Origin of the sequence: Pantoea sp. RIT413 (assembly GCF_003057675.2) — a bacterium.
GTDB classification, from domain to species: Bacteria; Pseudomonadota; Gammaproteobacteria; order Enterobacterales; family Enterobacteriaceae; genus Pantoea; species Pantoea eucrina.
This window is the reverse complement of sequence record NZ_QBJB02000002.1, coordinates 371,539-394,933: the sequence shown is the minus strand read 5'-3', so window position 1 is coordinate 394,933 and position 23,395 is coordinate 371,539. Positions and strand designations below refer to the sequence as shown.

At 57.1% G+C, this 23,395-nt stretch carries 16 protein-coding genes; 9 read left to right on the top strand and 7 right to left on the bottom strand.

Translation table 11 applies throughout. From position 1 onward, the window contains the following. Nucleotides 1-179: 179 nt before the first annotated feature. Together DBY66_RS05480 and DBY66_RS05475 are read right to left on the bottom strand one after the other, a co-directional pair. Nucleotides 180-1,373, bottom strand: coding sequence for a cellulase family glycosylhydrolase (locus DBY66_RS05480; RefSeq protein WP_223811795.1), 1,194 nt, complete (start codon nucleotides 1,371-1,373; stop codon nucleotides 180-182). 103 nt (nucleotides 1,374-1,476) lie between these two features. Beyond that, complete coding sequence (locus tag DBY66_RS05475) at nucleotides 1,477-2,364, bottom strand: MurR/RpiR family transcriptional regulator (protein ID WP_108569741.1); 888 nt, start codon at nucleotides 2,362-2,364, stop codon at nucleotides 1,477-1,479. 364 nt (nucleotides 2,365-2,728) lie between these two features. On the opposite strand from DBY66_RS05475, the gene DBY66_RS05470 reads away from it, so the two are divergent. Continuing rightward, entirely contained in the window at nucleotides 2,729-4,852 is a 2,124-nt protein-coding gene (locus DBY66_RS05470; protein WP_108569880.1) for a TonB-dependent siderophore receptor, read from the top strand. Further along, nucleotides 4,842-5,969, top strand: a complete 1,128-nt coding sequence (locus DBY66_RS05465) for an ABC transporter substrate-binding protein (protein ID WP_233499572.1) — start codon at nucleotides 4,842-4,844, stop codon at nucleotides 5,967-5,969. The genes DBY66_RS05470 and DBY66_RS05465 overlap by 11 nt, the downstream gene beginning before the upstream one ends. A 64-nt stretch (nucleotides 5,970-6,033) precedes the next feature. On the opposite strand, the gene DBY66_RS05460 is transcribed toward DBY66_RS05465, so the two are convergent. Both DBY66_RS05460 and fdhF read right to left on the bottom strand, forming a co-directional pair. Continuing rightward, nucleotides 6,034-6,519: a DUF1641 domain-containing protein gene (locus tag DBY66_RS05460; protein WP_040113859.1), complete on the bottom strand. Its 486-nt coding sequence runs from the start codon at nucleotides 6,517-6,519 to the stop codon at nucleotides 6,034-6,036. After that, the gene (gene fdhF / locus DBY66_RS05455; protein ID WP_094110888.1) at nucleotides 6,519-9,491 is read right to left on the bottom strand and encodes a formate dehydrogenase subunit alpha; all 2,973 of its coding nucleotides are present in this window, start codon (nucleotides 9,489-9,491) and stop codon (nucleotides 6,519-6,521) included. Before fdhF ends, DBY66_RS05460 begins: the two co-directional genes overlap by 1 nt. 303 nt (nucleotides 9,492-9,794) lie before the next feature. Here fdhF and DBY66_RS05450 point away from each other — a divergent pair, with 303 nt between their 5' ends. Next, a complete protein-coding gene (locus DBY66_RS05450; RefSeq protein ID WP_040113858.1) occupies nucleotides 9,795-10,688 on the top strand; it encodes an SDR family oxidoreductase in 894 nt (297 codons plus the stop codon). A gap of 76 nt (nucleotides 10,689-10,764) precedes the next feature. Continuing rightward, entirely contained in the window at nucleotides 10,765-12,579 is a 1,815-nt protein-coding gene (locus DBY66_RS05445) for a glycoside hydrolase family 15 protein (RefSeq protein ID WP_108569742.1), read from the top strand. Between the two features lie 55 nt (nucleotides 12,580-12,634). Here DBY66_RS05445 and DBY66_RS05440 read toward each other — a convergent pair whose 3' ends face one another. After that, nucleotides 12,635-13,267 (bottom strand): serine-tRNA(Ala) deacylase AlaX, encoded by a 633-nt coding sequence (locus DBY66_RS05440; RefSeq protein ID WP_040113851.1) that lies wholly within the window; start codon nucleotides 13,265-13,267, stop codon nucleotides 12,635-12,637. 113 nt (nucleotides 13,268-13,380) lie between these two features. Next, the gene (locus tag DBY66_RS05435) at nucleotides 13,381-14,088 is read right to left on the bottom strand and encodes an OBAP family protein (RefSeq protein ID WP_108569743.1); all 708 of its coding nucleotides are present in this window, start codon (nucleotides 14,086-14,088) and stop codon (nucleotides 13,381-13,383) included. A gap of 236 nt (nucleotides 14,089-14,324) precedes the next feature. Between DBY66_RS05435 and DBY66_RS05430 the strand changes: the two genes are divergently transcribed. The 3 genes from DBY66_RS05430 to DBY66_RS05420 all read left to right on the top strand — a co-directional run bounded on the left by DBY66_RS05430 (nucleotide 14,325) and on the right by DBY66_RS05420 (nucleotide 18,441). Then, nucleotides 14,325-15,215 carry an oxidoreductase gene (locus DBY66_RS05430; RefSeq protein WP_108569744.1) on the top strand — a complete coding sequence of 297 codons (891 nt, stop codon included), beginning with the start codon at nucleotides 14,325-14,327 and terminating at the stop codon, nucleotides 15,213-15,215. Between the two features lie 374 nt (nucleotides 15,216-15,589). Further along, nucleotides 15,590-17,023, top strand: a complete 1,434-nt coding sequence (gene proP / locus DBY66_RS05425) for a glycine betaine/L-proline transporter ProP (protein WP_071668296.1) — start codon at nucleotides 15,590-15,592, stop codon at nucleotides 17,021-17,023. 140 nt (nucleotides 17,024-17,163) lie between these two features. Then, entirely contained in the window at nucleotides 17,164-18,441 is a 1,278-nt protein-coding gene (locus DBY66_RS05420) for an MFS transporter (RefSeq protein ID WP_108569745.1), read from the top strand. Nucleotides 18,442-18,556: 115 nt separating this feature from the next. Here DBY66_RS05420 and DBY66_RS05415 read toward each other — a convergent pair whose 3' ends face one another. Beyond that, entirely contained in the window at nucleotides 18,557-18,766 is a 210-nt protein-coding gene (locus DBY66_RS05415; protein ID WP_065647325.1) for a CsbD family protein, read from the bottom strand. 325 nt (nucleotides 18,767-19,091) lie between these two features. Between DBY66_RS05415 and treZ the strand changes: the two genes are divergently transcribed. Then, a complete protein-coding gene (gene treZ / locus DBY66_RS05410; protein ID WP_108569746.1) occupies nucleotides 19,092-20,876 on the top strand; it encodes a malto-oligosyltrehalose trehalohydrolase in 1,785 nt (594 codons plus the stop codon). Then, on the top strand, nucleotides 20,873-23,368 hold the full coding sequence (treY, locus tag DBY66_RS05405; protein ID WP_108569747.1) for a malto-oligosyltrehalose synthase: 2,496 nt from the start codon (nucleotides 20,873-20,875) through the stop codon (nucleotides 23,366-23,368). The genes treZ and treY overlap by 4 nt, the downstream gene beginning before the upstream one ends. The last annotated feature ends 27 nt before the right edge of the window (nucleotides 23,369-23,395 follow it).

The following is a 23,395-nucleotide window of genomic DNA, read 5'->3' as shown; positions in this document are numbered from 1 at the left end:
AGCTGGCTGCCCCCGAAAATTACCCATGTGGCGGGGCGCTACGGCGAAGGGGATTATTACAATCCGGATCCCTTTTCCCGGGGGGGCAGGGGGGTAGCAGAGGGCGTAAAAGATCTCCCCAGCAACCGAAAACCTACCGCGTGGGGGGGGGCGTGCGGGGCCGCATGCCCCGGCACGCCTTACTGACCGGCGAGCCGCTTGCGTATCGGCTCAAACTCTTTTGTGGCGCTGCGCGGCAGGGGATCGGGCAGATTTTTCTCTGCCGCCTGCCAGTAGCGCCACGGCACTTTCTGACGACCCAGTTCATAATCCATGCCGTCCCAGCTATCTTCACGAAAGCTATAAAATGCCCAGTGCGCGTCATGGCTGTCCAGCACCGTCAGCACATCTTCCAGGTACCGGGTACAACCGGCCAGCGTGCGCACGCAGCCAAACTCGCTAACCACCAGCTGCCGCTTATCGATCCCGTTACGCGCAGCCCATTCAAAAGGGCGTGCCAGATAGTCCGCGACACGCGCCGCATCCCACTGCTGCATATCCTCGCCGAAAGGTACGTAACCCGGATAGGGCCAGGGCTTTTCACGCCGTGCGTTGGGTGCGCTGGTCGCAGCATAGGGTTCATACATGTGCACGCTGTAAAGTATGCGCGTGTCGTGCAGCGCCTCAGGCCAGTAGTCAAACGCATCGGCGGCGGCATACCAGCCGCTGTCGACCATTATCGGTGTAACGGCATCTGCTTCACGAATAGCGGCTATCAGCGCGGCATAAAACGCCGGCAGATCGCGGCTTCCGCCACGCTGCTGCTGATACCAGCGCGCCATCGCCTCGCTGCTGGCGTGCTCTGCCAGTCCGCCATTTTTTTCCGGCGCGGGCTCATTGATCAGGTTATAGGCGGCAATAGCGGGATGATGGTGCAGAGCAGCAGCCAGATCGTGCCAGTAGCGCACGCTGGCTTCCCACCAGGCTTTATCCTGCCAGAGCCGATCGTCAAATTTTCCCCCGTTATTCTGCGCCCAGCGCATGCCGGGCAGAGAGAGAGGCGTAATAACCACGCGCAGGCCCGCTGCCCAGGCGCGGTCGAGGGTGTGGATAAGCGTCTGCAGATCGCCGGCGTCCAGCCCGCGATACTCATCTGCGTTACCCAGCAAAAAATCGCGTTGCTGCGTGGGCCACTTATCCCAGGAGAGCCGTACCCAGCTGGCACCGTAGTCATGCAGAGCCGTAAAATATTTGCTGTCAGGCGGCAGCCGGTTAAAACTGTTGGCCCCGTGCCGCGATGCTGACCAGAACGCCATGGCGTCTGCCGCCAGGCTAACCGGGCTGGTCAGAACGAGTGTTATAAACAGGGTAATAGTTGTCAGAAATGCACGCACAAAAACTCCTTCTTTTGCCTGCATTTATAGCGATAAAACCGCACCGGCAGGTGTTATTTTTCGTGAATTTTGCGCGCGCCGGATATTCACGATCGGTTCACACTTAGCGTTTAGTACCGGGCTTAAGCGATCGGTTTAGCTCCTGAATCCGCTTCATGGTTTTCACCGTGCGTCCGGCATTGACTGAGGCAACCGACAGGATAAGCATTTCAAGACAGACCAGCACGGTCCCGTGCAGCGGCATGCGTCCTCCCTCCCCGCCGCGTGGTACATTGATCACGATATCAGCCTCGCGCGCAAAGGCAGACTCCATCGCATGCGTCAGCAGAATGACAGGAATGCCCAGCTTTCTCGCCTCCTTTAACGCCGTGACCCCTTCACGATGCGCCGATTTCTGCGCCATCATCACCAGTACATCACCACGCTGCAGGCTCAGCAACTGCTCTGCCAGCGCAATGCCGGTGCGGTTCAGGGTTGTGGCGGGCAGCCCGATACGGCTGAACATACGGGCGCTGTAGTCCGCAAGAATACCTGACGCGTTGATGCCAAAGAGGGCGACCTGACGCGCTTCGCTTAGCAACGCCACCGCCTGTGCCACCGCCTGACGGTTTTCGGGCTGTGCCAGCGCGTGACACGCCTGCTGGTGTCCCAGCAGCACAAAATCGATGCTGGCATTAATATCGCAGGCCAGTTCGCTAACGGTCGCGCTCATCTTTGCCGCAGAGTTAATGGCCGGCCCCGCCCACTCCGCCAGCGTGAGTTTAAGATCGCGCAGGCCCGTAAAGCCCAGCGCCTGTACGGCACGGATCACCGTCGCATCAGACGTTCCCGTTGCGGCGGCAATATCGATAGCCGTCGCTTCCGCCACGCTCTCACGATGCGCATCAATATAGCGGGCGACCGTCTGCAGCCGGGGGGAAAGACTGGCGATACGAGCCCGGCAGCGGTCGCCAAAAATGTCTGTCCGGACACCCTTTTTTTTCAGCGCCATGGGCTGAGGCTCCTGACATTACCCGCTGTGAAAGGCGGATATGTTGTAGTGGCTGGTCTCGTGATAATGAGATGCGCCCTATTCACTTTACTCACAGAACGAGATACCTCTTCGCATTTTAATGATTAATATATTGATTTATAACATCAATATTTAAATATACCGTCATTAAACAGATTCCGGATAAATGTAGTATTACCTGCATTATATCCGTTTACTACTACATTCTTTCATGTTTGAATGATTCTCAATTACATTCAAGCCTGCATTATGGCCGCTGAATGATTATTCTGCCTGCCCGCGCGCGGCAGGTTTTGCCGATGGCTTTATGACGGAACACTCCGTCTTTACCAGGTTTGCTGATATGCTTATTTCCTCTACTTTTGTGCCAAAGGCGTTACGCCCTGCGTTATATGTTGCGCTGCAGGGGCTTATCCCTGTCTCCGTTACGGCCAATGCCGCAGAGCAGGAAACCACGCTCACGGTTCAGGCTGATAGTGAAACCGCGTCCGGCTACAGCGCCGGCAGCAGCACCGTCAGCAGCAAACTGCCCGTTGCGCGGCTTGATGAGATCCAGTCAGTCAGCATTGTAACGCCGCAACAGCTGGAGGATTACCAGGTCAGTCGCCTGACGGAGGCGATGCGCTTTGTCAGCGGCGTAAGCGAAGGTAATACGCTGGCAGGCACGGAAGATGGCTTTGTGCGCCGCGGGTTTGGCGGCAACAGCGACGGTTCGATCTATCGCGATGGCATACGCAGCAGTCAGGGCCTCAATGTCAACGCAGCAACGGAGCGGGTTGAAGTACTGAAAGGATCCGCTTCACTGCTCTACGGCATCCAGAATCCGGGCGGCGTCATCAATATCATCAGCAAAAAACCGCTTTATGAATGGCGTACCGCGCTGAGCGGCCGGACCGTCAGCATCGGCGGCGGCAGCGGTACGTTCGATATCACCGGACCACTGGATAACGGTTTTGCTTTCCGGCTGGTCGCAGAGCAGCAGAACCAGGATTACTGGCGCAATTTTGGTCGTGATAAACACCGGCTCATCGCACCCTCGCTGCAGTGGTATGGCGAGAAAGCCAGCTTTCTGCTGAGTTACGAAGATTACCAGTATGATATTCCTTACGATCGCGGTACGGCGTTTATCCATAACCGCCCGGTTGATATCGGCTACAAAGATCGGCTGGATGATAAAGCTGGCCACGCCTGGGGCCATAATAAAACGCTGAATACCCACTACGACTGGCAGTTTAGTGACGACTGGAGCACGCGTGTGACGCTGGGCTGGAACCAGCGCCAGTATGATAATAATGAAGTGCGCGTTACCGCCATCGATCCGGACAGCGGGGTTGTGACGCGTCGCGCTGACGCCAATCGCGGTTTTAATCATCAGACAAAATATATCGCCTGGGATCTGACCGGTACGCAGCAGCTTGCCGGCATGACGCACACGCTGGTGGCGGGTACCGATTATGAGATGAATCAGACCTTGCGGGCGCGGCAGTATCAGGGCAAAGCAAATCGCGGGTTTACGCTTGCCGAACCGCATTACGATCTGCTTGCGCCGGTCACGGATGCCACTACCGAGCGCCGCGCAAATGCGCGGCTGCTGAACCGCATTCACAGCCGCTCGCTTTACGCCAAAGATAGCGTAGCGATTAACGATCGCTGGACCCTGGTGGCAGGCGGCCGCTATCAGCATTATGAACAGCGCGCCTCAAAGGGAGCCGACCCAATCGTGCCGACGCTGGAGAGCAGCGGCAACAAATTTTTGCCGCAGGCAGGCGCGATCTACAAACTGACACCGGATATCTCGCTCTACACCAGCGTCAGCAAATCGTTCACCCCCTCAACCGAGGTGGATGATGCGGGACGGGTGGGCAAACCTGAACAGGGCACCAGCTGGGAAGCGGGCAGCAAGTGGCAAATCACGCCGACGCTGTTTGCCAGCCTGGCGCTTTACCGCATTGATGAGCGCGATATGTCACTCAGCATCAATGGCACCACGCGCACTATCAACCGGGCGCGATCCACAGGCGCTGAAGCGGAGCTTAACGGGGAAGTGGCTGCCGGCTGGGAGATCAGCGCCAGTTACAGCTATGATATAGCGGAGATCGCTGACGATGGCGTAAACAGGGCCAATAACGGCAACCGGCTGCAGAACGCTCCCCGTCACGCCGGTGCACTTTGGCTCACCCACACGCTGGCGCTGCCCGGCATTCCGGGTGATTTCCGCATCGGGGGGGGTGCCCGCTATGTCGGTTCACGCGCGGGCGATCCGGAGAACAGCTTTACCCTGCCTGACTATACGGTAGCCGACACCTTTATTGCCTGGAACAGTACCCTTTCCGGGCATAAAACCCGGCTTCAGCTGAACCTGAATAATCTGTTTGATAAACACTACTACACCTCCAGCGGTGGCAACCTGCGCGTACGCGAAGGCGAGACCCGCAATCTGGTGGCGGAGGCGAGCATTGCGTTCTGATTCACTCTTTTTCGCCAGCCTGCTGCTGTTAGCCTGGCTGCTGCTCAGCCCGCTGGCGCAGGCAAAAACGCTCACCGATATTGACGGTCATTTGGTGACAATACCCGATCGCCCGCAGCGCATTGTGCTTGGCGAAAGCCGTATGCTCTATACGCTGGCGCTGCTGGCGCCTGAAAATCCGCTGCAGCACATTGTGGGCTGGCCACGCGATCTGCAGAAATATGATGCGCAGATGTGGCGCAGCTTTGCGCGACGTTTTCCGCAAATAGAGGCGGTTCCGTCACTTGGCAGCGGTGGCCCGGCGGCGATCAACCCGGAACAGGTTATTGCGCTGCGCCCCGACGTCGTCATTTTACCCAGTCTGGCACGCTATGATGATGCTGACGCGCGTCTGCTTGCGGTACTGCAGGCGGCACACATTCCGGTCGTGAAGATCGACCTGCGCGTTCAGCTGCTGAAGAATACCCGGCGCAGCGTGGAGATCCTGGGTGATGTGATTAATCAGCAGGCGCGGGCAGCCGCATTTAACCGGTTTTACGCCGCCCATATGCGGGTCATTGAGGAGCGGCTTGCTGATTTTCACGGTGCGCGCCCTGAAGTGCTGCTGCACCTGCATCTGGGACGCCGCAATGAGTGCTGCGTGACGGCAATCAACGGCAGTCTGGGCGAGCTTCTGCGCCTGGCCGGAGGCGACAACATCGCCGCCCGTACCCGGCAGGGTGTGTTTGCCCGCCTGAGTGAAGAGAGCGTGATTGCCGCGCAGCCTGACTACTACTTTGCTACCGGTTTTAGCGACAATCAGAGCAGTGGCCGGCTGAAGCTCGGACCGGAGATCGCGCCTGATGTTGCACTGCAGAGTTTTCAGCAGCTGACCGGACAGCAGAAAGGGCTGCGCGGGCTGAAGGCGCTGCATAACGGTCAGGCGGGCGCGCTGTGGATGAATTTTTATCTCAGCCCGTGGCACGTCGTTGCAGCAGAATTTATGGCTAAAACGCTCTATCCGCAGCGTTTCGCTGACGTCGATCCTCAGCAGACGCTGGAAACGCTGTTTCGCGATTTTTTACGCATGCCGCTGCAGGGAACCTGGTTTATGCATATACCCGCTGACCAGCCGTAACTCAGCGGGTATGCCCGCGATCGGCATAGACCGATTGCGGGCAATCAGCAGCACCCACTCCTGACTATTCACGGGTCGGCTTACCGCTGTAGCGGGTAATCGGGGTCTCCTCCTCTTTCTGCATCTCGCGCGAAAAAACTTCCAGCGCCGACAGCAGCGGACGCACACCCTGCCACAGGTCTTCATCATTCAGCAGTTTCATTACCCCTCTGATGCCGGGCGCAGCTTTCTCCTGCTGAACAGACTCGCTCGCTGGCTTCATCGCGACCAGCGCATCGCGCAGCGCCAGCAGTACATGATTAAACCGCTCGGGCGGAATAGTGCTCAGCATCATAAACAGCAGCGAAATGTTCTGGATGGCGTTCTGAGTACCGGGGCGATTCAGCCCGCCGGCAAGAATTTTACCAATGTCGTTGTTCGCTTTAACCACGTCATTGGCGAGACGCAGAAAGCCGTGCTGATGCAGATTCTCCAGCAGCGTATTGAGTGACTCCTGCGCGGTGGGTTCAGTGCGCGCAGGTTCAGGCTGGTAGTCCAGCGGTTCGGCCATTAGCTTTTCTCCGGGTGCGAAACATGTTCAGGGGGCAAACGGTACTCCGGCTGCTGCCATTTCACCTCAACCGGCAGGTGATCCAGCGGCGTGCGCTGACCGTGACGGAAGTTATGCAACGGCAGCGGATGCGGCTGAGGCTGACGCGCCAGTTTACGCAGGCTGACGGCAATCTCTTTGTAAGCCGGCGTATTCACATCCGGATCGTGGTGGTTACCGGTCAGACCATTGACGCCGGGTTTGCCATAGTGAATCGGGATAAACAGCACGTTCCCTGCGGCACGATCGGTCACCACCACCGGCACCTCCAGCGCGCCGCGCCGCGAGCGGATTTCAACCCAGTCACCCTCCTGCAGCTGACGCGCTTCCGCCAGCTGCGGCGAGATCTCCACAAACCAGTTGGGTGACAGCGACATGATGCGTCCGCCCTGCCCGGTCTGGTTTGTGGACTGGAAATGCTCCAGCATGCGGCCATTATTCAGCAGCAGATCGTACTCTGCGTCCGGCTGCTCTTCTGGCGGCTGCCACTCAAGCGCATAGAGACGCGCTTTACCATCCGGAAACGCAAATGCGTCGGTATAGAGCAGCGGCGTACTGCTGCCATCTGCTTTCACCGGCCAGAGCTGTGACTGCCAGCCTACCAGCTGTTCATAGCTCACACCGGCAAACAGATCCGCAATGCCCGCCGCCTCCGCCATGATGGCGCCGGGGTTTGGATAGCGCCAGTGATGCCCGAGACGCGCGGCGAGATCGGTCAGAATCTGCCAGTCAGGCCGGCTCTCACCCAGTGGAGCAAACGCCGGGGAGAAGTGCTGTATACGGCGCTCGGTATTGACGAATGTGCCCTCTTTTTCCAGGCTCGGACAGCCGGGCAGCACCACGTCGGCGTAGCGCGCGGTTTTGCTCATGAAAATGTCCTGCACCACCATAAAATCGAGCTGGCTGAACGCTTCATCCACTTTGGTGGAGTTAGCGTCTGAAAAGGCGGTATCTTCGCCGATGATGTACATTGCGCGCAGCTGCTTATCGTGGGCGTGCTCAATCATCAGGAAGTTATCCAGCCCCTCTTCATCAGAGAGCGCTTCCGGCGCAACCTGCCAGGCACGCGCCCACTTCTCGCGAACCGCATCATCCGTTACGCTTTCATAGCCGGGGTAAACATTGCTCAGGCAGCCAAAGTCGCTGGCCCCCTGTACGTTGTTATGGCCGCGCATCGGATAGCCACCGGTGCCGGGACGACCATAGTTGCCGGTCACCAGCAGCAGGTTAGAGAGTGCCGTGCTGGCATCGGCACCGTGGCTGTGCTGCGTGATACCCATCGCCCAGAGAATACAGGCGCTGTTTGCCTGGCCGATCATCTCCGCTGCCTCGGTGAGCGCCTCCACGCTCAGACCGGTTACTTCACTCGCCATCTCAAGCGTAAACGGCGCGAGCGAGGCGCGGTAGGCGTCAACATCATTAACGCGTTCAGCCAGAAACGCGTCGTCTGCATAGTGATGATCGAACATATATTTCGCCATCGCAGAGGCCCAGACCATATCGGTACCGGGCCGGATACGCAGATAGCAGTCGGCGCGCTCCGCCATTTCATGCTTACGCGGATCCACGACCAGCAGTTTCTGCCCGTGATGTTTATGGCTCTGTTTGATGTGCGAGGCGAATACCGGATGGTTTTCTGCAAGATTACTGCCCACGGTGATAATCAGATCGGTCTGCTGCAGATCGCGCAGCGTGCCGGCATCGCCGCCATAACCCACGGTGCGGAACAGCCCCTGGGTAGCCGGGTTCTGACAATAGCGTGAAGAGTTATCGACATTGTTGGTACCAAAAATCAGGCGCGCGATCTTTTGCGTCAGATAGGCCTCTTCATTACTGGCTTTACTGGAGCCAATAAATCCAATTGCTGCGCCGCCGTGCTGATGCGCTACGGCACGCAGCCCTTCCGCCACCCGGTTCAGCGCCTCTTCCCAGCTGGCAGGCCGGAATGCTCCGTTTTCCCGGATAAGCGGCGTGGTCAGGCGATTCGGGCTGTTAACAAAATCCCAGCCAAACTTGCCTTTTACGCAGGTGGAGATGCCGTTTACCGGCGCCTCAGCGACCGGCTGCACCTTCAGGATATGGCGATCGCGCGTCCAGACCTCAAAGCTGCAGCCAACGCCGCAGTAGGTGCAGACCGTTTTGGTTTTTTTAATTTCTGTTTTGCGCAAAGCATCATCAATCAGTGAGATGCCGGTTATCGGCTCCATGCCGATGCTCTTCTCCATTTTTTTAATGGCATCAATAAACGGCCGCTTTAAATCCTCATCCATGCGGGTAAACGGACCGGCATCGGGCTGCATGGTTTTTTCTAAAAGCGCGTTACACGGGCAAACCGTGACGCAGTGACCGCAGCTGACGCAGCTCGATCCGGCAATCTCCGTCCCGCCATCCCACAATACGCGCGGATGTTCTGCGCTGTAGTCAATTGAGAGTGTCTCATTGACTTCTATGTTCTGACACGCCTCAACGCAGCGTCCGCAGAGAATGCACTGGTCGGGATCGTAGGTATAAAACGGATTGCTGTGATCTTTCGTGTAGGGTTTACGTTCATAGGGATAGAACTGAATCGGCATGTGCATATCGGCTACCGCATTATGCAGCGTACAGTCGCCGGTATTGTGCTCACACACCGTGCAGTAAAGTTCATGGCGATTCAGAATACGGTCCATACCTTCCTGCTGTGCAGCAGCCAGGTCGGCGCCTTCACTGACCACCTGCAAGCCTTCATAAGTCCGCAGGGTACAGCCACGCACCTGCTCTCCGTCAGCCCTGACCCAGCAGACATCGCAGCTTTGCAGCGGCGGCAACGCCGGGTGGTAGCAGACGTGCGGCAGTTTTTTTCCCTGCTGCTGCAGAAAATCGATCAGCGGTTGATCCGCTGCGCCACTCAGCCGTTCCCCGTTATAAATAATGGTACAGAGTGCTTCGCTCATTTTCGCCTCGTTGACGACAGTGCTCATTATGTTTATCCCGGTAAAACGCCGGGAATTTATTAAAGTTATTCAATGAGCTTAGAGCTAATTTTCTGCTCTGCAATGTTGCCGACTCGCTTATTTTTTAAATGTGGACTAAGAGGGGATAAATAATCATTACGTTAGTGAAATTGTAAGGAAAAATAACTTCCCGCACTGCATGGATATTGCACAAATAAAATTCATTCGTAATTTTTTTACGTGACAAATATCACATCTCTGCCAGGCTTATTTTCTACACGTTCACTGTACAAGGAGCCCGTTATGAATTCGTTCACTAACAAAACGCTAATCGCTAATGAATATCCGCAGCCGCCGTTTAACACGCCGTCGCAGGATTTCCCCGGCTTAGCCAGTAAAATGGATCCGCGTCCCGATCACGGTGAAACAAGCTATCGCGGTTCAGGCCGCCTGACCGGACGTAAAGCGCTAATCACCGGCGGCGATTCAGGTATCGGCCGCGCCGTGGCTATCGCTTACGCTCGTGAAGGTGCAGACGTTGCCATCAACTATCTGCCTGCTGAAGAGTCAGATGCGCAGGAAGTGGTTAAGCTGATCGAAGCTGAAGGACGTAAAGCCGTCGCTATTCCGGGTGATATCCGTTCCGAATCGTTTTGCCAGCAGCTGGTTAAAGAAGCCGCTGAAAAACTCGATGGCCTGGATATTCTGGTTAATAATGCCGGACGTCAGCAGTTTAATGAATCTATTCGCACGCTCTCGACGGAAGATTTTGACGCAACGTTTAAGACCAACGTCTATGCGATGTTCTGGATCACTAAAGCCGCGCTGGAATATCTGCCAGAGGGCGCCTCTATTATAAATACCTCTTCCGTTCAGGCTTATGAGCCAAGCGCTATTCTGCTGGATTATGCGCAGACCAAAGCCTCAATTGCCGCCTTTACTAAAGCGCTGGCTAAACAGCTGGCGGAACAGAAGATCCGCGTTAACGCTGTGGCACCGGGCCCATACTGGACGCCACTTCAGGCGTGCGGTGGTCAGCCGGAAGAGAAACTGCAGCAGTTTGGTTCCGGTGCACCGATGGGCCGTCCGGGCCAGCCGGTGGAAATCGCGCCGCTCTATGTCACCTTTGCTGAAAACCTGAACGGCTTTACTTCCGGCCAGGTATGGTGCTCAGACGGCGGTACCGGCACGCTGTAATAACACATTCTGCCCGATATCAGCGTGGCTGCCCCTGTGGCAGCCACGCTGTCGTTTCAGCTGACAGGGAAGCATGATGAATAACCAGATTTTGCAGTCGCCGATGCGCGAGAAAGGGTTTGCGCGCCTTGGAGATTACGCTGCCATCGGGGAAGGCCGTTCCGTTGCGCTTATCGCACCGGATGGGGCTATTGACTGGTGGTGTGCACCTAATCTCGACTCCGCCCCGCTGTTTGACCGCCTGCTCGATCCGGAGATTGGCGGGTTTTTCCAGATTGTACCCGCAGCCCCCTTCCGCACCGAACGCGCTTATCGCGCTGACAGTAACGTGCTGGAAACCACCTTTATCACCGCAGAGGGTTCAGTCATGCTGACTGAATCATTAAACAGCACGCTGGCCGGTCGTCTGCCGTGGAGTGAGCTGGCGCGGCGCGTTGAAGGGATCGAGGGCCACGTTGAGCTGACGCTGACGTTACGCTTTGGTACGCTGGCTGAGACCTGCTCGCCGTGGCGGGACTGCACTGAACAGGGCGATGTTTATCATATTGCCGATCTGATGGCGATGCTGCGCACCAGTGACGCGTGGCATATTACGCAGCGGGACGATGAACGTATCGCTGCCACGCTCAAAACCTCGCCCGGCAGTCACGCGCTGGTTGCTCTGCTGGTCACCGAGCGCGAACCGCTGGCGGTGCCGGATTTAAGCGCTATCGATACCCGTATTGAAACCAGCCACACCGCCTGGTGCGACTGGACGCGCAGCCTGAGTTATCAGGGGCGCTATGAAAAGCACGTGCGGCGTTCAGCGCTGTCGCTGAAATTTCTCTGGTACTCTCCTACCGGCGCGCTGGCGGCGGCGGCCACAACTTCCCTGCCGGAAGGTATCGGCGGCGAAAAAAATTATGACTATCGCTATGCGTGGGTACGCGACGCCTGCCTGATTATCAAATCGTTTGTGTTTCTGGGCGCGCTGGAAGATTGTAAGGCTGCTTTCTCATGGCTGTCGAAAACGATTATTCGTCACGGCACCGCGCTGCGCGCCTGTTATACGCTCGAAGGAGATGAAGTCCCGGCTGAATCTTATCCGCCGCTGCGGGGGTACCACCATTCACAGCCGGTACGCATCGGCAATAATGCGCGCGATCAGCTCCAGCTCAGTATGTATGGCGACATGCTCGCCACCGCCGATTTGTTTATACAGGCTGGTCACATTCTCGATCTCTCTACCTCGCGCATGCTGGGTGAGCTGGCGAATCATTGCGCTGATTCATGGCGTCAGCAGGATTGCGGGATCTGGGAGCTGCCCGATCAGCATCACTATACGCATTCCAAGATGGCCTGCTGGCTGGCGCTGGATCGCGCCGTGGCGCTGGCAGAGGCGAAACATATTGAGCCGACCTGGCTTGAGCGCTGGCAGCGCGAACGCGATCGCATCAGCGAGTGGGTGGAGGCGCACTGCTGGAGCGAGGCCAGACAGGCTTATCTCTTCTACCCGGACAGCGAAGATAAACTGGATGCGGCGCTGGCGCTGATGCACCGTTACGGCAACCAGGTGAATCCTGAGCGCATGCGCGCGACCTATCGCGCTATCCGTCAGGATCTGGGACACAACAGCGCAATGGTTTATCGCTACTCCGGTGTGGAACAGGAGGAGAGTACCTTTATTGCCTGCTCTTTCTGGCTGGTGGAAGCGCTGGCCGCGCTGGGTGATATTCCACAGGCAGAGCAGGCGATGGAAGAGATCCTCAACAAACTTTGTCAGCGTGGCAACGTTGAAACCTTTAATGAGATGTTCGATGTCCGCACCGATGAGTGGCGCGGTAACATGCCGCAGGGGCTGAGCCATCTGGCGCTGATTTGCGCGGCGCAGTCGCTGACGGATCACGGCTGAGAAAAGGCTAACGCCGCAGGCATGAGGGCGGGAACGGAGTCCCCCCTGATGCCGCTTAGTGGCTCAGGCTATACTGTACCGTGAGCTCACCCTTCTTTTCTTTTACTTTGCCAATCACAATGTCACCGATCTCCCCGGTGCTGAGCACATGCGTGCCGCCGCAGGCATAGGGGGTCAGTTCACCCCAGCTCACCATACGTTTTCCCGCCTCTTCACCCAGCACGCGGGGATAGTTGCCCGCCACCAGCGCTGCAGCCCGCTGCATCAGCGCCTCTGCCGTAACCGGCTGAGTCTGATCCAGCGCGGTAAAAACAATGCGACCTTCCCCTGGCCGATGGTTGGCTTTATATCCACGCCAGCCAAATGACTCTCCGGCATAAGCGATCAAATGACCCGCGGAGTGGTAACGCGAGTGCAGCTCGCGCAGCTCGCCATCCACCACCAGCTCCACCTCGCCTGGTTCAACCGGCCGATCGGTATAGTGTGCGACATCGTCGCCCTCCTGCAGCGCCTGCAGCATCGCCGCGCCGGCAAGGGTTCCGCGATCGGAGGGCTGTCCGCCACCCTGCGGATGAAACAGCGTTTCACTGAGTATGAGACGAAAGCGGCCATCATCCTGCGGTTCACAGCGTAATACCCGGGTGGTAAGCGTCAGCTGGTCGCTGGTGAAATAACGTTTGAGCGTCATAATACGTCTGGTTCCTTACGGCAGAGAAAAACGAACTCTCTTTTTAACCTGGTTCGGGGGCGGCAGGCGAAAAAAATCCGCAGGGCGAACGCTGCGGATAGATTTTGTGGCGATCAGTGCGCCTGATGTACGCGCTGGCAGTTATCAGCGCCTGCGGCCACCGGATGCGCGTCGAGATCGGCGCGCGCCGCACGAATTTTCTGCGTGTCGACGCCAAAGCGCTGGTCACGATCGCGCAGCAGCGCCGGGTTCATCTCTCCGTCGGCGGTAAAGCCCATCATCAGCGCTGGCTCGCCCAGCGGCAGGGTTTTGTCGCGGTCAGTATGCCAGGTGTGCCAGGTTTTTCCGTAGGTATTGACGATTTTGCCCATCAGCGCATGTTCAGCGGCGTCCGGGATGCCCGGCGCAATCAGAGAGCCTGATTTCACTTCATAGCGGTGGCTGTGCCAGTACTTCTTCTCGCCCGCCGGAAGCTGCTTAAACAGCCGCTCGCTGATGATATATTCAACGCCCATCAGCTTGGCATCTTTTTTATTGCCGTCGAAGATCACTGCCTGCATCACATCATCGTTGAGAATGGTGACATAGTGATGCGCTTCCATCTGTCCCTGTTTATCACCACAGTAGTAGTGGAATCCATCCAGATAGGTGTTAATGGCATCAATCGGCGGGCGCGACTGCAGTGCGGCCGCGCCGCTCTCCAGCAGCGCGGTTTTACCCGCCACGGGCGCACCGGGAGCGTTGACCGGTGACGCACTGTTATTCGCGCCGCATCCTGACAGCAACAATACGGTGAATCCACTCAATATAAGATTACGCATAGAGCATCCTTTTATTCTTTGAGTCATAAACATAGTTAATATGAATCAGGATGCCAGCGCAGCGGTGGAAACAATTACGTTACTGATTGTCCGATAAAAAAAGGCGACCGCCATAGAGAATTATTCAGAAACCTGTTTTATTACGCTTCAGGCGGCCAACTGCGCGAACGTGAATAATACTTAGCACTTCCCTCTTCTGTTATCAGCAGAATATCAGCCTGAACCGGAGTCTTTATATGTCAGATTACTCCTCTGTCGCACTGCTCGGCCCTGGCGCTATCGGCACCACCGTTGCAGCTGCCCTGTATGAAGCCGGGCACCCGCCGCTGCTCTGTGGCCGTACGCCCCATGCATGCCTGAGGCTGCGTCATGACGACGGCGAAATCCGGGTGCCGGGTCCGGTGCTGACCGATCCTGTCGCTATCCGTCATGCGGTTACGCTACTGTTTGTTGCGGTCAAAACCACTCAGGTGGCGCAGTGTGCAGGCTGGCTGCGGGCATTATGCAATGAGAATACCGTGGTGTGCGCGCTGCAAAACGGCATTGAACAGCAGACGCAGCTGCAGCCGCTGGTGAATGGCGCGCAAATTATTCCTTCGGTGGTCTGGTTTCCGGCCCAGCGCGAAGCGGACGCCTCTGTCTGGCTGCGCGCCCGGCCGCGGCTGACGCTGCCCGATACGCCAGGCGCAGCACGCATCGTTGCTGCTCTGGCGGGCACGCGCTGCAGCACCGATCTCAGCGCTGATTTTCACTCTGTGGCATGGCGCAAGCTGTTACAGAATGCGGTAGCGGGCCTGATGGTGCTGGCAAATCGCCGGGCAGGCATGTTTAACCGGAGAGATATTGCTGAACTGGCGCTGGCTTATCTCAGTGAAGCACTTAACGTGGCGCGCGCCTGTGGGGCAACTCTAAGTGACAACGTCACAAAAGAAATAGTGGCAGGGTTGCAGAGCGCACCAGCCGATCTGAGCACCTCTATTCTCGCTGACCGGCAGGCGGGTCGACCGCTGGAGTGGCAGTGCCGCAACGGGGTTATACAGCGGTTTGGCCGGGAAAAAGGCGTTCCCACTCCGCTGAGTGACGTAATTGTGCCGCTGCTGGCCGCAGCAAGCGAAGGACCGGGCTGATTTGCCTGCGCACTGACAGGAATTGACACTGTGAACCCTGGCGGCGATTTTTTATACTCTGGTATATCACAGAGTGATAATGGTCGTTTACGATATATCTGCCTGAGTATTTTCCTTGTCCAGCATAATATTGCGTTAATCCGCCGAATATTCCGTCTCAACACGATAAGCTGTTATCCCGCCGTCGCGCTTTTTGACAGTTCTTTACTTCAGCGCTACGCTTATTGCCAGTGATATACATCACAAAGTTGCGTAAAGAAAAATTATCTCCTAAGGTGTTCGCCTTTCGGCCTCTTATAGCTTTCTTTTCCACCCTGCAATAACCGGCTGCGAAAGCTATAAGATCGCTTTTATTTCATTGTCAAAGGAAGCCTATGAGCACTGAAACAGTAAATAAACCCGATCTGACCGTTGATGATATTACCGTCATCGACAATAAACTTTTAAAACGCGCCGTCGGCGCAGCTGCTCTTGGTAATACCATGGAGTGGTTCGATTTTGGCGTATACAGCTATCTGGCCGTGATTATTGGTCAGGTCTTCTTCCCCGATGCCAGTAATACCGCGCAGCTTATCGCTTCATTTGGTACCTTTGCCGCCGCGTTCCTCGTGCGTCCGATTGGCGGTATGGTGTTCGGACCGCTGGGCGATCGCTTTGGCCGTCAGAAAGTCCTCGCTTTTACCATGGTAATGATGTCCATCGGCACCTTCTGTATTGGTCTTATCCCGAGCTATGCCAGTATCGGCATTGCGGCGCCGATTCTGCTGCTGGTAGCCCGTCTGGTTCAGGGCTTCTCAACCGGCGGCGAATATGGCGGTGCAGCAACCTTTATTGCCGAGTATTCAACCGATAAGCGCCGCGGTTTTATGGGCAGCTTCCTGGAATTTGGCACGCTGGCGGGCTATCTGCTGGGTGCCAGCCTGGTAACCGGGATGATTGCGTACCTGCCGCATGATGAGATGATGTCGTGGGGCTGGCGTATTCCGTTCTTTCTCGCGGCACCACTCGGTCTGTTTGGTCTCTATATTCGCCTGAAGCTGGAAGAGACGCCGGCATTTAAAGACCATATGGATCAGCGTGAAGAGATGGAGCATAACAAGCCGCCGCTGACGCTGTGGCAGATGCTGCGTACCCAGAGCAAACCGCTGCTGAAGTGTATCGGGCTGGTGCTGCTGTTCAACGTCTCCAACTATATGCTGACCGCATATATGCCAAGCTACCTTACCGGGATCCTCGGCCTGAGCGAACTCTCCGGTCTGCTGCTGGTGATGGTGGTGATGTTTATCATGATGCCACTGACGCTGATGTGGGGCTACTTTACCGATCGTCTCGGCCGCAAGCCGGTTATCGGCTTTGGCGCGCTGGGCCTGATTGTGCTGGCTATCCCTGCGTTTATGCTGCTGGGTACCGGTAATATGTACTGGGTTTTTGCCGGACTGGCGATTCTTGGTCTGCTGCATACCTGCTTCAGCGGCACCATGCCTGCCACCCTGCCGGCACTGTTTGTCACCGATATCCGTTATAGCGCGCTGGCGATTGGCTTCAACCTTTCGGTCTCACTGTTTGGTGGCACCACGCCGTTAATCACAGCCTGGCTGGTGGATACCACGCACAACAAAATGATGCCTGCTTACTACATGATGGGCGCCGGAGTTATTGGCCTGCTGACGGTGCTGACGCTGAGCGAAACGGCGCGTAAACCACTGAAGGGGTCATCGCCTGCGGTCGCCACCCGTGCGGAAGCGCATCGCCTGATTGATAAACTGCGCCGGCAGCGCAAACACAAAAAGCAGCAAAAACCTGCCTGATACGCTGTCACGCTGGCCACCTTCGGGTGGCCTTTTTTTTGCCTGCAATTGCGTGCGCCTCACAGACACCGCATTGAAATCTATGCCTTAATGCCGCTTTACAGCTCTCTTCTCTACGCTTCTGTCTATAAGGATAGGCTATGCCTGCTCAGATGATGCCAGCGCATCGACGTATTATCGTCGCCGGTTCGGTTGGCAATTTTATCGAATGGTATGAATTTGCCGTTTATGGCTTTATGGCCCCGATTATTGCCAGGCACTTTTTCCAGCTGCCGGATGAGCGTGCCGGCACCAGTATCATCCTGACCTGGGCCGCCTTCGCCGTGGCGTTCTTTTTCCGTCCGCTCGGCGCGATTATTTTTGGCCGGCTGGGCGATCGTCACGGACGTAAACCGGTGCTTATCGGCGTACTGATCATGATGACGCTGGTGACGGCTGCTATCGGGCTGGTGCCGGACTATGCGGCTATCGGTCTTGCCGCGCCGTTAATGCTGACGCTGTTGCGTATTCTGCAGGGCCTGTTTGCCGGTGGCGAGTATGGCGGCGCGGTGTCGCTGATGACGGAAGCCGCCCCGCCAGGCAACCGGGGCCTGTATGGTGCGTGGCAGTCGCTAACGGTGGCGTGCGGCCTGCTGGCCGGTGCGGCGACCGTCGCGCTGATCCCGCTGCTTATCGGTGAAGAGGCGATGTTCGCCTGGGGATGGCGACTGCCGTTTTTGCTGGCGCTGCCGCTGGGAGGCGCTGCACTCTGGCTGCGGGCCGGGCTGGATGAGTCGCCGCAGTTTAACGCTGCGCGGCAGGCTCCGGCGCCGGAACGCGCTTCTTTCACCGCCACATTGCGCGCCATTGCGCTTGCCATCAGCCGCCTGATGGTCTGGTCAGCGGCGGGCTACACCTATCTGGTGATTATGCCAACCTATCTGCAAACCACGCTGCATACCGGCTTTAATCAGGCGCTGCTGATTGCCGTGATCTCAAACCTCGGTTTTGCCGCCACTATTCTGCCCGCCGGCTGGCTGAGCGATCGCATCGGCAGGCGTACCATTATGCTGGTTGCCACCTTTATGCTGCTGATCTTCGCCCTTCCGCTGCTTGGGGTGTTGCAAAATCCCGCTTCCGGGCTGTTAACGAAAGCGCTGGTGGTCTTTGTGGCTGGTGCGCTGGTCGGCATGCTGGCAGGCCCGGGACCCGCCATGCTGGCAGAGATGTTTCCCACGCGGGTGCGGTATACCGGCCTGGGTTTCGCCTATGCCCTCTCAAACGCGTTATTTTCCGGCTGCGCCGGGCTGATTATTTCAGGGCTGATCAAACAGACCGGAAATCCGGATATTCCGGCGTGGTACGTGATGATTACCGCACTGATTAGTTTTGTCGCGCTGCTGAGTTTAAATAAAGACGACCATAAGCGGCCATTATAATAACGGCTAACGAGTGCCGGCGCAGAAATAGCAGCGGAAGAGAAATAAACGTAGCGGGAAAAGGCGATGTGCTGAAACAAAATATCCCGGCACGAACGTGCCGGGAAGCTGAGAATTACCAGTGATACTTGTTGCTATCTTCCCAGTCTTTCAGCTCTTTTTCTGCCTGGTCTTTACCGTAGCCGTAGCGTTCCTGAATGCGGCCCAGCAGCTGATCGCGTTTGCCGTCGGCAACGTCCATATCGTCGTCAGTCAGCTGACCCCATTTCTCTTTCACTTTTCCTTTGAACTGCTTCCAGTTTCCACTGATGCGATCTTCGTTCATAAGTGCTCTCCTGTTTGACGGTGAAAGCCGTCTGGCTTTATTGGCGCATCGCTTACATGCGTAACCATAACCGTAGCCTATGACGGCAAAAAATAAATGTTTTGCCGCACAAATCGGAAAATTTACTTCTGCAACGACTTTACGGTGCGCCCGGACTTATATTTCCAAATATAGGCTATGATTTTCAGGGTACTCAGCACTTTACCTGAGACCTTTCTTCATTACCGGGGTGATTAGCCTTTTATTTCATAGAGTAAATGATTTCGGAAATGCGAATCGCTTGATGTCGTCCATTGCCCCGCGCGGGGCTTAACGAGGCAATAGAATGGAATCCACAACGTTGGAAAAATCCTGGGGTGCTGAAATCCTGGCTGACGGCACCGTGCGTTTTCGTCTCTGGGCACCGGGTCAGCAGCAGGTAGCCCTGCGCCTGAACGGTACCGATTATCCTATGCAGGCGGAAAAAGATGGCTGGTTTACCCTGTCACAGTCAGGGGTGACGCCAGGTGCAGAATATCACTACGTGCTGGCCGATGGCAGCGTGGTGCCTGACCCGGCTTCGCGGGCGCAAAAAGCAGAGGTTAACGGTCCGTCACTGGTCATCGATCCGCAAAGCTACCGCTGGCAGCAGACCGAGTGGCGCGGACGTCCATGGCAGGAGACGGTGGTGTATGAGCTGCATATCGGAACCTTTACGCCTGAAGGGACCTTTCGTGCAGCTATTGAAAAACTGCCGCAGCTGGCTGAGCTGGGTATCACCATGATTGAGGTGCTGCCGGTGTCGCAGTTTGGCGGTAATCGCGGCTGGGGCTATGACGGCGTCCTGCTCTATGCGCCACACACCGCTTACGGCAGCCCGGATGATTTCAAAGCGTTTGTTGACGCGGCGCATGCGCTTGACCTCTCCGTAGTGCTGGACATTGTGCTGAATCACTTCGGTCCTGAAGGCAACTATCTGCCGCTGCTGGCCCCGCAGTTTTTCCATGAAGAGCGCCAGACCCCCTGGGGGGCCGGTATCGCCTACGATGTGGATGCGGCCCGCCGCTACATCTCTGAGGCGCCGCTCTACTGGCTGAAAGAGTATCGCCTCGACGGCCTGCGTTTTGACGCTATCGATCAGATTGAAGACAGCTCAGATAAACATGTGCTGATTGAAATTGCAGAGCGCATTCGTCATGAAATCCCGGACCGTCCGGCACACCTCACCACGGAAGATTCACGAAACGTGATCTTCCTGCATCCGCGCGATGAACAGGGCAATACTCCGCTCTTCAGCGGAGAGTGGAACGACGATTTCCATAACGCTATTCATGTGCTGGCAACCGGTGAAACTCACGCCTACTATCAGGATTTTGCCGATGCGCCGGAGAAAAAAGTCGCGCGTATTCTGACCGAGGGATTTGCCTATCAGGGTGAGGTCTCGGCCCAGAGCGGTGAGACGCGCGGCGTACCGAGTGCAGGCCAGCCCCCGGTGGCGTTTGTTGATTTTATTCAGAATCACGATCAGGTGGGCAACCGGGCACAGGGCGATCGCCTGATCACGCTGGCCGGAGAGGCGCGTACCAAAGTGCTCTACTCGGCTCTGCTGCTGTCACCGCATATCCCGCTGCTGTTTATGGGCGAAGAATATGGTGAAACTAATCCGTTTCTGTTTTTTACCGACTTTCACGGCGATCTGGCGAAAGCGGTGCGTGAAGGACGTGCACGCGAGTTTACCGGCCATGCCGGACATGACGATGAGGTGCCGGATCCCAACGCGGAAGAGACATTCCGGCGTTCAAAGCTCGACTGGGCGAAGACGACCAGCTGCGAGGGCAAAGCCTGGCTGGCGCTGACGCGCACGCTGCTGTCGCTGCGTCAGCAGCATCTGGTTCCGCTGCTGGCGACGGCCGGGGGTCACAGCGGTCAGGTACTGGCGACCGGTGATGGCTACGTCGCCGTGCAGTGGCGCTTCCCGCAGGGCACGCTCTCTATGGCTTTTAATCTGGGCAATAGTGCTCAGGCACTTCCTGATATGCCAGGCGAAACGCTGTTTGCCTGGCCGCAGGAGCAACATGAACTCGCGCAGAACGCCATTATTGTCCGTCTGGCACCAGGAGCAGCAGCATGACTATCCCGACCTCCACTTATCGCATTCAGTTTCGCAACGGCATGACCTTTGATCGTGCCACGGAACTGGTGCCTTACCTGCAGAAGCTGGGCATCAGCCATCTGTATGCTTCACCCATTTTTACCGCGACGAAAGAGTCAACGCACGGCTACGACGTCACCGATGCCAACGAAATCGATCCGGCTATCGGCGGCAGAGCGGGCTTTGATCGACTGAGCGCAGCGCTGCAGGCCGCCGGCATGGAGCTGATCCTGGATATTGTGCCTAACCATATGGCGGCTTCACTGGAGAATGCCTGGTGGCGTGATGTGATTGAGCATGGACAGGAGAGCCAGTATGCGCGCTATTTTGATATCGACTGGTCGCGCAGACTGACGCTGCCGTTTCTCGGTGACGATTTCGATCGCGTACTGGAAAAAGGTGAGATCACGATTAAAGCCGATCCGCAGAGCGGTAAACCGGCGCTGGCGTATTTCGACAGCTACTATCCGCTGACGCCTGCGAGCTGGCAGGGACGTGAAGCAGAACTGCTGGCGCTGACGGACCCCGCCGCCATTACTCAGCTGCACGAGGAGCAGCCGTGGCAGCTTATGAACTGGCGTGAAGCGCGTAGCGCCCTCTCCTATCGCCGCTTTTTTGAGATCACCGGGCTGGCAGGCGTACGCGTCGAAGATCCGGTGGTCTTTGAGGATTCGCACCGTCTTATCCTGTCGCTGGTGCGCAGCGGCGCGGTCAGCGGCCTGCGTGTCGATCACGTTGATGGCCTCGCCGATCCGCTGGGTTATCTGCAGCAGCTCCGCACGGCGGCCGGTGAAGGGTGTTACATCACCGTAGAGAAAATTCTGGCCGACGGTGAACAGCTGCCGGAAGAGTGGCCCGTCTCCGGTACAACCGGCTATGAGTTTATTGCGGCGCTCTCGCATGTGCTGATTGACGATACAAAAATCGACACGCTGCGTCTCGCCTATGAGTCAGCCACGCGTGAGCGTAATGATGTGGAAGCGGGTCTGCGCGCGGCGCGTGAGCTGATGGTGGATCGTAATTTTGCCGGCGAATTCAGCCGACTGCTCTCGCTGGCAACCGATGCTGCCGGACTGGAGCACCGCAATTTTGGTGAGGCGGAGCTGCATGTGGCGCTGCGCGAGCTGCTGATTGCCTTTCCGGTCTATCGCACTTATGGTCAGGCAGCGGGTATGCCGCTGGCGGGCGAGGAGCGTCTGCTCAGCGTGCTTGAGAGCGTAAAACATAGCGCGTCCCCTGCTGCTCTGAGCTTCCTGCAGGCATTGCTGCTGGGTGCAGTCAGTGAAGAGGGTGAAGTGCTGGCAGCGGAGTTCCGCGCCCGTTTCCAGCAGCTGACCGGACCGCTGATGGCGAAATCGGTTGAAGATACGCTGTTTTTCCGCAATCACGTGGCGCTTGCGATTAATGAAGTGGGTGCAGAGCCGCTGCCGCACGCGTTCTCACTGGCACATTTTCATCAGGAGATGCAGACCCGTCTTCAGGACCAGCCTGACGCTATCTCCAGCACTTCCACGCACGATACCAAACGCGGAGAGGATGCGCGCGCGCGGCTCTATACCCTGAGCGAAGCGCCGGATGAGTGGGCAGAGAACGTGACGCGCTGGCAGCAGCTTAATCAGGAGCGCGTACAGGAGCTGGCGGATGGCCCCGCGCCGGAACCCGCCGTTGAGTGGATGCTCTATCAGGCGCTGGCTGGCGTCTGGCCCGCTACGCTGCAGCCGGACGATCGCACCGGACTGGACGCGCTGTGCGAACGCTTTATTCCGTTTGTGGAAAAGGCGCTGCGCGAAGCGAAGCTGCGTACCGACTGGGCAGAGAGTAACGAAGCCTATGAAAATGCGGTACTGGATTACGTGCGTCATCTGTTCTCTGCGGAGAACGTGGCGTTTCTCACTGATTTTTCCCAGGCGCTGCAGCCGTTTATTCGCGCCGGACTGGTGAACAGCTTTACCCAGACGGTGATCAAACTTACCGCACCCGGCGTGCCTGATATCTATCAGGGCTGTGAAGCGCTCGATTTCAGCCTGGTCGATCCGGACAACCGCCGCGAACCCGATTTTGCAACTCTGGTCAGCCAGCTTGATGCTGACGCCTTCCCTGACTTTACCAGTCAGCAGGGCTGGCTGAGCGGCAGCCTGAAACAGCAGATGGTTATGCGCCTGCTTCACCTGCGCCGCGACCACGCTGCGCTCTTTCGTTTTGGCGACTATCAGGCGCTGGACGCCAGTGGTGAACATGCAGAAAAAGTGGTGGCCTATGCCCGTCAGTCTGAAACAGGTGCACTGATTGTAATTGCTCCGCGCCTGATCTTTGCTGATGCCCAGTGGGCAGACGTCTCGGTTGCGCTGAGTGAAACGCTGGCGCACCGCAAGTGGCTAAACGTTCTGAATGGAGAAACCTACGCTATCACCGACAGCATCGCGCTGGAAAACCTGAACTACAGCGCACCGCTGGTCCTGCTCAGCAGCTAACCCTGACTGATGGAACTGAAGTTATGC

Excerpts from the sequence above, each read along its gene's own strand:
- DBY66_RS05475 (WP_108569741.1), bottom strand. The coding sequence starts at position 2,364 with ATGGCGCTGAAAAAAAAGGGTGTCCGGACAGACATTTTTGGCGACCGC.
- DBY66_RS05470 (WP_108569880.1), top strand. The coding sequence starts at position 2,729 with ATGCTTATTTCCTCTACTTTTGTGCCAAAGGCGTTACGCCCTGCGTTA.
- DBY66_RS05460 (WP_040113859.1), bottom strand. The coding sequence starts at position 6,519 with ATGGCCGAACCGCTGGACTACCAGCCTGAACCTGCGCGCACTGAACCC.
- fdhF (WP_094110888.1), bottom strand. The coding sequence starts at position 9,491 with ATGAGCGAAGCACTCTGTACCATTATTTATAACGGGGAACGGCTGAGT.
- DBY66_RS05450 (WP_040113858.1), top strand. The coding sequence starts at position 9,795 with ATGAATTCGTTCACTAACAAAACGCTAATCGCTAATGAATATCCGCAG.
- DBY66_RS05445 (WP_108569742.1), top strand. The coding sequence starts at position 10,765 with ATGAATAACCAGATTTTGCAGTCGCCGATGCGCGAGAAAGGGTTTGCG.
- DBY66_RS05440 (WP_040113851.1), bottom strand. The coding sequence starts at position 13,267 with ATGACGCTCAAACGTTATTTCACCAGCGACCAGCTGACGCTTACCACC.
- DBY66_RS05435 (WP_108569743.1), bottom strand. The coding sequence starts at position 14,088 with ATGCGTAATCTTATATTGAGTGGATTCACCGTATTGTTGCTGTCAGGA.
- DBY66_RS05430 (WP_108569744.1), top strand. The coding sequence starts at position 14,325 with ATGTCAGATTACTCCTCTGTCGCACTGCTCGGCCCTGGCGCTATCGGC.
- proP (WP_071668296.1), top strand. The coding sequence starts at position 15,590 with ATGAGCACTGAAACAGTAAATAAACCCGATCTGACCGTTGATGATATT.
- DBY66_RS05420 (WP_108569745.1), top strand. The coding sequence starts at position 17,164 with ATGCCTGCTCAGATGATGCCAGCGCATCGACGTATTATCGTCGCCGGT.
- DBY66_RS05415 (WP_065647325.1), bottom strand. The coding sequence starts at position 18,766 with ATGAACGAAGATCGCATCAGTGGAAACTGGAAGCAGTTCAAAGGAAAA.
- treZ (WP_108569746.1), top strand. The coding sequence starts at position 19,092 with ATGGAATCCACAACGTTGGAAAAATCCTGGGGTGCTGAAATCCTGGCT.
- treY (WP_108569747.1), top strand. The coding sequence starts at position 20,873 with ATGACTATCCCGACCTCCACTTATCGCATTCAGTTTCGCAACGGCATG.